This is a genomic window from Actinopolyspora alba (assembly GCF_900112765.1).
GTDB classification, from domain to species: Bacteria; Actinomycetota; Actinomycetes; order Mycobacteriales; family Pseudonocardiaceae; genus Actinopolyspora; species Actinopolyspora alba.
Map to the genome: position 1 here is coordinate 246,905 of NZ_FOMZ01000004.1, position 12,115 is coordinate 259,019.

Sequence of the window (12,115 nt, forward strand, 5' to 3'; positions counted from 1 at the left end):
CATGGCATTGCTGGAAGTGCGCGACCTGTCCGTGCGGTTCGTCCGCAAGAGCGAACCGACGGTCTCGGCGGTGGACGGCGTCTCGTTCGACGTGCACCCCGGAAGCACCGTGGGGCTCGTTGGCGAGTCCGGATGCGGCAAGTCCGTCACCTCGCTCGCGATCATGGGACTGCTCCCCGGGCGCGGAACCGAGGTGTCCGGCTCGGTGAACCTGGAAGGCAGCGAACTGCTGCGGCTCTCCCAGCGGGAGTTCGACCGGCGCAGGGGCAAGGACCTCGGCATGGTCTTCCAGGATCCGCTGACCTCACTCAATCCCGTGGTGCCCATCGGGCTGCAGGTTTCCGAGGTCATCGAACGCCACCGCGGGCTCTCGCGCCGCGACGCGTCCCGCGAGGCCGCTAGGCTGCTGGACCGGGTCGGCATCCCGGACCCGGACCGCAGGCTCAAGGAGTACTCGCACCAGCTCTCCGGCGGAATGCGGCAGCGCGCCCTGATAGCCATGGCGCTGGCCTGCGAACCGAGGCTGCTGATAGCCGACGAGCCCACCACCGCCCTCGACGTGACCATCCAGGCGCAGATCCTGACCCTGCTCAAGGAGCTCGTCGCCGAGACCGGGACAGCGTTGATCATGATCACCCACGACCTGGGAGTGGTCGCGGGGATGTGCGACGAGGTCAACGTGCTCTACGCCGGGCGGATCGTGGAACGCGCCCAGCGGCACGAGCTGTTCTCCCGGCCGCGGCACCCCTACACCGCCGGGTTGATGGCCTCGGTGCCGCGGCTGGACTCCCCGCGAGGGCAGCGACTGGCTCCGATCGAGGGGTCGGTGGCCGACAACATTCCCTGGGAAGGGGGATGCGCCTTCAGCCCGCGCTGCGGCAACGCCCTCGCGGTGTGCGGCGAACGCGCGCCCGAACTCGAAACCATCGAGCAGGGCAGGCTGCTGCGCTGCCACAACCCGATCGGTGCCGCGGAACTGGAGCGTGCCCATGACTGATTCGAGCCGCACCATCACGGGTTCCGAGACCTCGCCCGTCGGTACGGACCCGTCGGACCCGGCGGCGGACTCCCTGCTGGAGATCGACGACCTGCGGGTGCACTTCCCGATCAAGCGGGGAATCGTGCTGGATCGCACCGTGGGCCACGTCTACGCGGTGGACGGGGTATCGCTGCGCGTCGGTCGCGGCGAGACCTACGGACTGGTGGGGGAGTCCGGTTGCGGCAAGTCCACCCTGGGCAAGGCGGTGCTCCGGCTGGAACGGCCCACCGGCGGTTCGATCCGCTTCGACGGTACGGACATGGCCGGGATGTCGGGTGAACCGCTGCGGCGGATGCGGCGGCGAATGCAGATGGTCTTCCAGGACACGCTGTCCTCGCTGGACCCGAGGCAGTCCGTCGAATCGCTGCTCGTGGAGGGGATGCGGGCGCACGGACTCGACAAGGGAGGGGAGAGCACCGAACGCGAACTGCGCGAGCTGCTCTCATCCGTCGGGCTGCCGTCCTCGGCGCTGCGCAAGTACCCGCACGAGTTCTCGGGCGGTCAGCGGCAGCGCATCGGTATCGCCCGGGCGCTGGCCGTGCGCCCGGACCTCGTGGTCGCGGACGAGCCGGTCTCCGCGCTGGACGTCTCGGTGCAGGCCCAGGTGCTGAACCTGCTGGAGGACCTGCAGGAGGAGTTCGGCCTCACCTACCTGGTGATCGCGCACGATCTCGCCGTGGTGCGGCACGTGGCACGGCGTATCGGGGTGATGTACCTGGGGGGTCTGGTCGAGGAGTCCGACTCGGACGTGCTGTACGAACAACCGCTGCACCCCTACACCAGGGCGCTGCTCTCCGCGGTGCCCGTTCCGGAACCGGAGGTCGAGGATCGGCGGGAGCGGATACTGCTGTCCGGGGACCTGCCGTCACCCGCCTCGCCGCCCACCGGGTGCCGGTTCCACACCAGGTGCCCGTGGCGGCAGCCCACGCGCTGCGACTCCGAACGCCCCGAGCTGCGCGACGTCGGAGGTGGGCACCGGGTGGCCTGTCACTACGCCGAGGAAATCCGCGACGGAATCATCACCCCGAACTCGGGAGAGTAGGGGTATCTCGGCTCGGTTCTCGTAGCTGGTGCTGTGGCGGAACCTCTCGCACGGCTCTCGCTGCGGGGAGGCCCGACATCGGGTGGCGACCTACACGACGTCGGGCCTTCCTCGCGAGAGCCGCACCGGAGAACCCGCGGCGGTGCCGACCGCGTGAGTGGTGGGAGTTCCCCCTGCGGGCGTGGTGGGAGCTCGGCCCTGCGTCGATGGCGCGGCGATTTCGCGAGAAATCGACGGAGGCCGGGGCCGCGCTGCCGCACTGGCCCGGCGATTTCGCGAGAAATTGACACCTACCCGGGCCGGACCACCCCTTCGTGGTGGGGGTTCGGGATCGGAACGGTATCGATCATGTCCCCGTTGGGATGACGTACGTTGCTCGGACGTCTCGTACCGGATTGACTGTGCTGGTGCCGATCGACCCGAACGGAGGTGTGTGGTGTCCGAGCTCTCGGAAAGCGACCGGCTCGATCCGGAGCGGTTGAGTTGGAGCGTGCCGTGCCTGGACTCCGAAGACGACGACGCCGCCGGGGAGGTGAAGGTGCTGGTGCTCGGTGACCGGGTCGCCCTGGTGCTGCCACCGGGCGAGACCCTGGTGTTCACACCGGACGAAGCCGGTGAGTTCGCCAAGCTGCTGGGCACCTCGACCGGGCAGTGAGCCACCTTCCACCGGATCGCCGAGCCGGACGGCCGGAGTGCGAGTCGGCGGAACGTCCCGCCGACCGAGCACCCCGACCTCCTGAACGGGACGGTCCGCTCAGCGGTTCGCCCGGTTCACCGCCGACACCACCGCGCGCAGCGACGCGGTGACGGTGGAGGTGTCGATGGCGGCACCCCACAGCACGGTCGGGCCGTCGGTCTCGCCGTCCACCGAGCACTCCAGGTAGGCGGCGGCCTTGGCGTCGTCCCCGGCCGTCATCGCGTGCTCGTGGTAGTCGAGCACGCGCACGTGGTAGCCCACGGTGCTCAGCGCGTCGACGAACGCGGCGATGGGACCGTTGCCGGAACCGCTGATCTCGTGTTCGGTGCCCTCCACCCGAACGGTGGCATCGATGGTCTCGGCACCGGCCTCACCGCTGAGGCGTTGCCGCACCAGTTCCAGTGGTGCGGTCGAGTCCAGGTACTCGTCGGCGAACACGCGCCATATCTCTTTCGGCTCCACCTCGCCGCCGTCCGAGTCGGTGCGCTGCTGGATCAGCTTGGACAGCTCGATCTGCATCTTGCGGGGCAGGTCGAGCTGGTACTCGGTCGTCATCACGTAGGCCACGCCGCCCTTGCCGGACTGCGAGTTGACCCGGATCACCGCCTCGTAGCTGCGTCCCACGTCCTTCGGGTCGATCGGCAGGTACGGGACTTCCCAGGGGTACTCGCTCTCGGCGACCCCGGCGCGTTCCGCGGCCTCGCGGTGCGCCCGCAGCCCCTTGTTGATCGCGTCCTGGTGGCTCCCGGAGAAGGCCGTGTAGACCAGCTCCCCGCCCCACGGCTGCCGTTCGGGAACCGGCAGCTGGTTGCAGTGCTCCACGGTGCGCTTGATGTAGTCGATGTCGGACAGATCCAGCTGTGGGTCGACCCCCTGGCTGAACAGGTTCATCCCCAGCGCCACCAGATCCACGTTGCCGGTGCGCTCGCCGTTGCCGAACAGGCAGCCCTCGACGCGGTCGGCTCCCGCCTGGTACCCGAGCTCGGCGGCGGCGATGGCGCTGCCCCGGTCGTTGTGCGGGTGCAGCGAGAGGATCACCGAATCACGCCTGGACAGATTGCGGTGCATCCACTCGATCGAGTCGGCGTAGAGGTTCGGGGTCGCCATCTCGACGGTGGCGGGCAGATTGAGGATGACCGGGCGTTCCGGTGTGGGCTGCCAGATCTCGGTGACCGCGTCGCAGACCTCGGCGGCGTAGGAGAGTTCGGTGCCCGTGAACGACTCGGGGGAGTACTGGAACCGGAAGTCGGTGTCCGGGTACTTGGCCGCGTACTCGCGCACCAGCTCCGCGCCCTGCGTGGCGATCTTGCTGATTCCCAGGCGCTCCTCGCCGAAGACCACGCGCCGCTGCAGGATCGAGGTGGAGTTGTACAGGTGGATGATCGCGGAGTGCACACCCTCCAGCGCCTTGAAGGTGCGCTCGATCAGGTCCGGGCGCGCCTGGGTCAGCACCTGGATGCGTACGTCCTCCGGGATCGCCCCGTCCTCGATGATCTCCCGTACGAAGTCGAAGTCCGTCTGACTGGCGGCGGGGAAACCGACTTCGAGCTCCTTGAAGCCCATCCCGATCAGCAGGTCGAACATCCGGCGTTTGCGCGCGGGTGACATCGGGTCGATCAGCGCCTGGTTGCCGTCCCGCAGGTCGACCGCGGACCACAGCGGCGCTCGGGTGATGCGCTGGTCCGGCCAGGTGCGGTCCGGCAGCGACACGTTCTCCACCAGCTCGTCGAACGGCCGGTAACGGTGGAACGCCATCGAGCTGCCGCGCTGCGGATTCCAGGGCTTCTGGTCGGGCGGAGCGGGACGCGAGGGGCGACGCGGTCCGGAGCCCGCCGCGGGGACGTCGTCCGTGTTGGAACGGGAATCGGAAGCGGAACCGTTACTCATCCTGCTGGACTCTCCTGCTCGTGCTCGGTTCGGGAACTCATCGACCGGCACGCTTTACCTCCGCGACGAGGGGCCGGTCTAACTGACCCCGTCGCGGCGGCAAAGCAGGAGGCTGAAAGTCACGAGGACAGCCTAACCGCACCCGGTGTCCAGAACGCAACCGCCTGTTCCGAATGCTGGACACCACGTTGCCCTGCCGCCGGATCGTCGCTCCGCGTTCCCGGTGGCCCGATTCGGGCGGGAGCCTCGCCCGGTCCGCGAACGGTGCCGCGACGGGCCGAGCACGGCAGCCGATCCGGGGAATCTCGCTGAACTGATCGCGGGCCGGCTGTTCCGATGCGGCAGGCTGGTGCCATGGCTGCGAAGAAGACCAGTTCCGGGTCGGCCCTGGCGACCCTGCTGCAGGGGATCGGTTTCCTGCTCGCCGTGGTGCTGATCGCCCACACCGTGTTCGTGTTGTTCGACTTCCAAGCGGATGGGCAGCTCGCGCAATCGGTCGCGCGCGCCGCCGAACCGCTCGCGTTGTTCTTCCCTGGACTGATCGACGCGCCGAGTCACGTGCTGCAGGTGTTACTGGACTACGGGCTGGCCGCGATGTTCTGGATGCTGGCGGGAGGTCTGCTGGGGCGGATCTTCGGGTGAGAACCAGGGTGCGGGAGCCGTGGGCGAACGCCGGAAAAGCGGTGGGGAACCGGCTTTTCGGAAGCGGAGGTCGGGTGCGTGGCCTCCCGCGTTCCGTCGCGCCGATGTTCGGCTACCCGCTGGTAATTTGATCGTGTTTCGTGTCACACTGCCGTCATGTCCGAAGACGTGGCGGATCCGACGCGCACCTCCGCGACCAGTGGGCACCGTCGCCGGAAGTCCTTCGACTTCGCGCGGTTGTGGTCTCGCACGTGCGGTTCGCTCGCCACCGTGGTGCGCTGGGGCTGCTCGTTGGCGGCCGCGCTGCTGACCGCGCACGTGGTGCTGACGGTCGGGGGCGCCAACCCGGAGAACGCGCTGACGCGTTTCGTGGCGGAATGGGCGCGGGCCTTGGCGTTCGGATTCCGCGACCTGTTCCTCAAACCCGAGCAACCGAAGCTCGAAGTGCTGCTCAACTACGGCATCGCGGCGATCTGCTGGTTGCTCGTCTCGGTACTTGTGGTGCGCCTGCTGCGCGCGCTGGGAGCCTCCCGCTGAGCCGCGGGTGATTCCTCGCGGGATCCACGGCGACGTTCGGGGAGTAGTGCGTTCCCGAACGGGAGTCCGGGCCGCTCACCAGGATCCTGCCACCCGGAGCAGTTCCTGCCGCACCAACGTCACGTGGTGGTTCTCCGTCGCGTCCGCCCGCTGGGCGAGAAACAGGGTGTTGACGGGAGGAGCCGTCGGTTCCGGGAGATCCACCAACTCCCCGGCGGAGAGTTCGGACTCGCACAGGTAGCGGGGCAGCACCGTGAGTCCTGTCCCGGCCGCAACCGTCGCGAGCATCGCCCGCAGATCGGGTACGACGATCCCGGCCCGCTCGGTGGGCCGGGTGCCGAAGACGTGGCGCCAGTAGTGCCGCGTGAGGGCCAGGTCCTCCGCGTAGGCGACCAGGGGAATGCCGTGCAGTGGCGTGGGGTCGCCGCCCCGCAGCCGCGTGCGGTCGACGTGTGCCGCGATCGCCGGTGCGCAGACCAGTACCAGCTCCTCGTCCGCCAGCGGGACCGCGTTGACGGCCCTCCCCCGGGGACGGGCGACCGAGAGCACCAGGTCGAACCTGCCGCTGCGCAGGCCGCCCAACAGGTCCTCGGCCAGGCCGAAGGTGGCCCTGATCCGGACTCCGCTCCCCAGCACCGGTGCCAATGAGGGCAGCACTCGAACACTCAGCAGTTCGGCGGGACCCGCCACGTGCACCGGTTCGATCGGTGCGGGCGGTTCGTTCCGGTCCGGTTCGGCCACCGAGGCCAGTTCGTCGAGCGGACCGGCCACTTCTGAGGCCAGCTCCGCTGCCGCGGTGGTCGAGGCGACACCCCGTGGCAGTCGTTCGAACAGGGGCGTGCCGAGCTGCTGTTCCAGCGCCCGGATCCGGGTGGTCACTGTGGACTGCGACAGTCCCAGCGCCCTGGCCGCCGCCGTGAGTGACCCGGCCCGGTGGACGGCCAGGAACGTCCGCAGCTGGGACAGCTCGAGCGGCGCATCGCCCGGTTTCCGGGTCACGTCGAGCCGCCGGGACGAATCGCTACCCGAGTGGTGGAACATGGCGCAGAGACTATTGCGCGATCGGAGGAATTACTAACGCCTTTCGGGGACAGGCGTACCACGATTTGGGATGCGGTGTCATGCCTCGAAAGTGGAGTCCGGTGCCGGTGCGCTCCGGCGCGTCCGGTGGGAACAGCGGTTTCGACCGGCGGCGGGCCGATCGGTACCGCGAGTGCGCGGCACCGATCGGAGACCGATCAGAAAGTTGGTTCCTGCCACGAGTCGCTGAACACGAACTCGGTGAGCGGGATGCGACTGCGGGGTGCTGACTCCTTCTCGCGGAGTCGCTCGGGCAGCTGTTCGGCGTCGCCGGGGGCGCCGACGGCTATCACGACCATCGGTTCGTAATCGGCGGGAATACCGAACGCCTCCCGGGCGGCGTCCCGGTCGAACCCGGCCATCTGGTGCGCCACCAGTCCCTCGCCGACCGCCTGCAGCACCAGGTTCTCGGTGGCGAGCCCGAGACCGTACTCCCCGTAGGGAAGCGTCTCGCCGTCGTCGTTGGTCAGTTTGGTCACGCCGAGAACGAGGGCCGACGCGTTACCGGCCCAACCGTGATTGCCCCTGGAGAGCGTGCCGCGCAGTTTGTCGAAGGTCGACTCCCCTCGACGGCCCGCGATGTAGCGGGCGGGTTGCGTGTTGCCCCAGGACGGGGCCCAGCGTGCGGCTTCGAACAGTGCGGTGAACTGCTTGTCGGTCAGTTCGACCTCGGGATCCAGTGCGCGCGGGCTCCATCGCTCGGCCAGCAGCGGGTGGAGCGGGACTGACGAGTCGGCGGGTTTCAAGGTTCCTCCGTGGCCTCTCGGCGCTCACGTACCGCCCTCGATTCTCCCGAACTCGTCGCTACCCGACGTCGGGCACCCGCTCACGAGATGTCGAGTGGTTCCGTCCCGGCTTCGGAGCGGCGTCGATTTCTCGCGAAATCGCCGCGCCGCTGGGCGAGGGACCCGGTGCGTGAGGCGGTCCGGCCCGGGTGGCCGTCGATTTCTCGCGAAATCGCCGCGCCCTTGGCACCGCGATGCCGCACTCCGGCCACCCTCGCGATCGGCACCGCCGCGGGTTCTCCCGTGCGGCTCTCGCGAGGAAGCCGCAGACGTTGTGTAGGTCGCTACCCGGCACTGTCGATAACGAAGCGACTATCCGGGTAAGCAGCGCACGAGTCCCCGGTGCGTGAGTCGGATGCATTGCAAGGCAGGGCCGCTCGCCGCGTAGGTCGCTACTCAAGAGCCGGCCCAACGCGGCAAGGCGCCGACTCACGCACCGGCTAACCGGCCCACTACCGAAGTGCCGGCAATAGCTAAAACGCGTAGGGCCAGACGGTGAGTGCGTACGCGCTGAACCAACTCCCGAAGCACACGAAGATCCCCACCCCGGCGAGCATCACCGGTCGACGCCGCGCCGCGAGTCCCATGGCCAGCGGGAGCAGCAACGGGAAGGCGGGCAGCAACGCCCGTGGTTTGGCGAACATCAGCCCGTCGGTCCCCAGCACGAACACCACTGTCAGCAGCGCGTACAAGCCCAACGGCCAGGCGATCCGCCGATCCAGACAGCAGATCAGCAGCGCCACCGCGCCCAGCAGGATCCACGCGGCGAAGGTCACGAACGTCGACTCGTCGGTGGACAGGGCCTTTCCTATGAAGCGCGCGGTGGCGATCCCGCCGTCGGGCGAGGAGGACCAGCCGTCCTGCCGCACTTCGAAGTAGCCGTCGAACTCGCCGGTGCGCAGGCCCACCCAACCCAGGTAACCGAGCAGCCCGCACGGAGCCGCCAGCAACGCGACCAGCGGGCGGTTGCCCTCGCGTCGGTACAGCAGCGCCACGACGGCGGCCAGCATCACCACCGCGATCAGCGCCGCCCCCGTGTGCCGCACCGTCCCGGCCAGGGCGCAGGCCACGCCGACTTGGATCCACCGCCGTTCCAGTACTCCCAGCAGCGTCCAGACCGCCAGCGCGCAGAACAGCGACTCGCTGTAGGGCATGGACAGCACGATCGACATCGGGGCTGCCGCGAACAGCGCGACCAGCACCAGACCGGTCCGTTGCGAGCCGCTCACGATTCGCCCCAGCCTGGCCAGCCCGTAGGCGCACGCGAGTCCCGCCGCGAGGTTCACCAGCATCGCCGCGGTGGGCGGGTCGACACCGGGCAGGAACGCCACTCCGCGGGTGAGCATCGGGAAGCCGGGGAAGAACGCCAGCACGGATTGGGGGTCGGCTTCGCCGCTGCCGTTGAGTATCCGCTGCCCGGTGGGGGCGTACCCGCTCTCGGCGATCCGCAGGTACCAGTCCGAGTCCCAGGAGAAGAGGTGCTCGCTCGGCGACCGGTCGTGAATCCCGGACAACACGCCCAGCACCAGCAATCCGACCAGCCTGACTATGACATATACCACAGCAGGCCCGGCTATTCGTGCCGGAGAAGGGCCTTCGTCGCCGCCCACGAGCGCTCGTGGGCGAATGCGAACGAGATCTTTCACTCTTCGCGCGGCGGAAAATTCACTGCTTCCCCGCGGCACTGTCCCGATCGTTTCGTCGGTCGCGGACAAGTGGTGCACCTTCTTCGTCGAGCCTGGATCGGCGCGGGTGCCGCGTCGTAGCCAGGCTAGTCACGCCAAACGGCTATCGGGCCGCGGGGGGCTGGTTCTGTAGGCTGGGCAGGCAGCGGAACGGCCTGGTGAAGGCACCCGACGAAGGTTCGTGACCAGTTCTTCGGACCTCGGGGCGCGGCGAGGTGTTCGGATCCCTAACACACGGCACGATCGAGTGATCACTGCCCGGGGACGCGGACGGCGTCACGCTGCCGGCTGCCCGGCCGTCCACCCGGTGTCAGTGCGGGGCCTCTCGCACCCGGGGCGTCCGCGCGGCTCGAGGAGGTTTGTTCAGGTGGCACTCGTCGTCCAGAAGTACGGCGGTTCCTCGCTCGAGAGTGCCGATCGAATCAAACGGGTCGCCGAGCGCATCGTGGAGACCCGTAAGGCGGGCAACGATGTCGTCGTGGTGTGCTCCGCGATGGGGGACACCACCGACGAGTTGCTGGATCTGGCCAACCAGGTCAACCCTGCTCCCCCGGAGCGGGAGCTCGACATGCTGCTCACCGCGGGTGAGCGCATCTCCAACGCGCTCGTGGCCATGGCGATCGAATCTCTCGGCGAGCAGGCTCGTTCGTTCTCCGGTTCGCAGGCCGGGGTCATCACCACTTCGGCACACCAGAACGCCCGGATCATGGACGTCACCCCCGATCGGGTTCGGCAGGCCCTGGACGAGGGCCGGATCGTGATGGTCGCGGGATTCCAGGGGGTCAGCCAGGACAGCAAGGACATCACCACGCTGGGGCGCGGCGGTTCGGACACCACGGCCGTCGCGGTGGCGGCGGCGATGCACGCCGATGTCTGCGAGATCTACACCGACGTGGACGGCGTCTACACCGCCGACCCCCGGATCGCGGGCGACGCCGAACACCTCGACCGCGTCACCTACGAGGAAATGCTCGAACTCGCGGCCACCGGTGCCAAGGTGCTGCATCTGCGCGCGGTGGAGTACGCGCGCAGGTACGGTGTGCCGCTGCACGTCCGCTCGTCCTACTCGGCCAACCCCGGAACGATCGTGTCCGGATCAGTGGAGGACCTCCCCATGGAACAGGCCATGATCACCGGCGTGGCGCACGACCGGTCGGAAGCGAAGGTCACCGTGCGCGGTGTTCCGGACACTCGCGGCGTGGCGGGGAGGATCTTCCGCGCCGTCGCCGATGCCGAGATCGACATCGACATGGTGCTGCAGAACGTCTCGGGTGTGGCTTCCGGCCTCACCGACCTCACCTTCACCGTGGCCAAGAGCAACGGTGCCGTGGCCGTCGCCGAGCTGGAGAAGATCAGGGACGAGCTCGGCTTCCAGGAGGTCGTCTACGACGACGACGTCGGCAAGGTATCGCTGGTCGGTGCGGGTATGCGTTCGCACCCCGGGGTGACCGCCTCCTTCTGCGAGGCGCTGGCCGAGGCGGGCGTGAACATCGAGATCATCAATACTTCCGAGATCCGCATTTCGGTGCTGGTCCGGGACGCGCAGCTCGACGACGCGGTGAGCGCGCTGCACGCCGCCTTCGAACTGGGCGGAGATGAAGAGGCCGTTGTCTATGCGGGGAGTGGTCGCTGAATGAGTTCCGGACGTTTCCAGGCACCCACTGTCGCGATCGTGGGAGCCACCGGCGCGGTGGGCTCGGTCATGATCGAGATCATGAACTCGCGCGAGACCGTGCCGTGGGGCGAGGTGCGGCTGATCGCCTCGCCGCGTTCCGCCGGTAAGAAGATCGACGTCCGGGGTGTCGAGCACACCGTGGTCGCGCTCTCCCCGGAGGCGTTCGACGGCGTGGACATCGCGATGTTCGACGTGCCCGACGAGCTGTCCGCGGCCTGGGCTCCGGTGGCCGTCGAACGGGGTGCGGTCGCGGTCGACAACTCGGGGGCCTTTCGGATGGACCCCGAGGTGCCGCTGGTGGTTCCGGAGGTCAACGCGCACGAGGTGAACGAGCGACCGAAGGGGATCATCGCCAACCCCAACTGCACGACACTGTCCATGATGGCCGCCCTCGGGGAGCTGAACCGCGAGTTCGGGCTGCGCGAGCTGGTGGTCTCCTCGTACCAGGCCGCCTCGGGCTCCGGTCAGGACGCCATCGACCGGCTGCGTGCCGAGATCGACGCCGTCGCGGGCAAGCAGCTCGGGGACCGTGCCGGTGACGTGGCCGAGGCGCTGGTGGCGGCCGGTCTCTCCGAGGAGACGCCGTTCAAGGCTCCGCTGGCGTTGAACGTCGTGCCGTGGTGCGGCTCCCGCAAGGAGGACGGCTGGACCTCGGAGGAGCTCAAGGTCCGCAACGAGTCGCGCAAGATCCTCGGGATCCCGGAGCTGAAGGTCTCGGCGACCTGCGTCCGGGTGCCGGTGGTGACCACGCACTCGTTGGCGGTGCACGCCACGTTCGATCGCGAGGTCGGCGTGTCGGACGCGCACCGGGTTTTCGAGCGGGCGTCCTCGGTGGTGCTCCAGGACGACCCCGACGGGCCGGACTTCCCGACTCCCGCCGGTGTCGTGGGGGGCGAGCCGACCTACGTGGGGCGCGTGCGCCAGGCCGTCGACTTCCCGAACACGCTGGACTTCTTCGTCTGCGGGGACAACCTGCGCAAGGGTGCTGCCCTGAACACCTACGAGATCGCCGAGACGCTGGCGTCCAAGGCGTGACCGCTTCACAC

At 68.7% G+C, this 12,115-nt stretch carries 11 protein-coding genes; 7 read left to right on the top strand and 4 right to left on the bottom strand.

From position 1 onward, the window contains the following. The first annotated feature begins 1 nt into the window (after window position 1). From BM150_RS07525 to BM150_RS07535, 3 genes are all read left to right on the top strand, one after another. Window positions 2-997: an ABC transporter ATP-binding protein gene (locus BM150_RS07525; RefSeq protein ID WP_092925704.1), complete on the top strand. Its 996-nt coding sequence runs from the start codon at window positions 2-4 to the stop codon at window positions 995-997. Beyond that, complete coding sequence (locus BM150_RS07530) at window positions 990-2,081, top strand: ABC transporter ATP-binding protein (protein ID WP_092925435.1); 1,092 nt, start codon at window positions 990-992, stop codon at window positions 2,079-2,081. The genes BM150_RS07525 and BM150_RS07530 overlap by 8 nt, the downstream gene beginning before the upstream one ends. Window positions 2,082-2,517: 436 nt before the next feature. Continuing rightward, complete coding sequence (locus tag BM150_RS07535; protein WP_092925436.1) at window positions 2,518-2,736, top strand: hypothetical protein; 219 nt, start codon at window positions 2,518-2,520, stop codon at window positions 2,734-2,736. A 99-nt stretch (window positions 2,737-2,835) separates the two neighbouring features. Here the strand turns inward: BM150_RS07535 and leuA are convergent, their stop codons facing one another. After that, window positions 2,836-4,665 (bottom strand): 2-isopropylmalate synthase, encoded by a 1,830-nt coding sequence (gene leuA / locus BM150_RS07540; protein ID WP_092925438.1) that lies wholly within the window; start codon window positions 4,663-4,665, stop codon window positions 2,836-2,838. Between the two features lie 354 nt (window positions 4,666-5,019). On the opposite strand from leuA, the gene BM150_RS07545 reads away from it, so the two are divergent. Both BM150_RS07545 and BM150_RS07550 read left to right on the top strand, forming a co-directional pair. Then, the gene (locus BM150_RS07545; RefSeq protein WP_092925440.1) at window positions 5,020-5,307 is read left to right on the top strand and encodes a hypothetical protein; all 288 of its coding nucleotides are present in this window, start codon (window positions 5,020-5,022) and stop codon (window positions 5,305-5,307) included. 156 nt (window positions 5,308-5,463) lie between these two features. After that, window positions 5,464-5,844, top strand: coding sequence for a hypothetical protein (locus tag BM150_RS07550; RefSeq protein WP_092925442.1), 381 nt, complete (start codon window positions 5,464-5,466; stop codon window positions 5,842-5,844). A 75-nt stretch (window positions 5,845-5,919) separates the two neighbouring features. Here BM150_RS07550 and BM150_RS07555 read toward each other — a convergent pair whose 3' ends face one another. The 3 genes from BM150_RS07555 to BM150_RS07570 form a co-directional block, all read right to left on the bottom strand. Continuing rightward, a complete protein-coding gene (locus tag BM150_RS07555) occupies window positions 5,920-6,885 on the bottom strand; it encodes a LysR family transcriptional regulator (protein WP_092925444.1) in 966 nt (321 codons plus the stop codon). Window positions 6,886-7,082: 197 nt separating this feature from the next. After that, window positions 7,083-7,670: a nitroreductase family protein gene (locus BM150_RS07560; RefSeq protein WP_092925446.1), complete on the bottom strand. Its 588-nt coding sequence runs from the start codon at window positions 7,668-7,670 to the stop codon at window positions 7,083-7,085. 512 nt (window positions 7,671-8,182) lie between these two features. Next, complete coding sequence (locus BM150_RS07570; RefSeq protein WP_092925450.1) at window positions 8,183-9,271, bottom strand: hypothetical protein; 1,089 nt, start codon at window positions 9,269-9,271, stop codon at window positions 8,183-8,185. Window positions 9,272-9,761: 490 nt separating this feature from the next. On the opposite strand from BM150_RS07570, the gene BM150_RS07575 reads away from it, so the two are divergent. Together BM150_RS07575 and BM150_RS07580 are read left to right on the top strand one after the other, a co-directional pair. Beyond that, window positions 9,762-11,027: an aspartate kinase gene (locus BM150_RS07575; RefSeq protein ID WP_092925452.1), complete on the top strand. Its 1,266-nt coding sequence runs from the start codon at window positions 9,762-9,764 to the stop codon at window positions 11,025-11,027. Next, the gene (locus BM150_RS07580; RefSeq protein WP_092925454.1) at window positions 11,028-12,104 is read left to right on the top strand and encodes an aspartate-semialdehyde dehydrogenase; all 1,077 of its coding nucleotides are present in this window, start codon (window positions 11,028-11,030) and stop codon (window positions 12,102-12,104) included. It begins immediately after the preceding gene. Window positions 12,105-12,115: the final 11 nt, after the last annotated feature.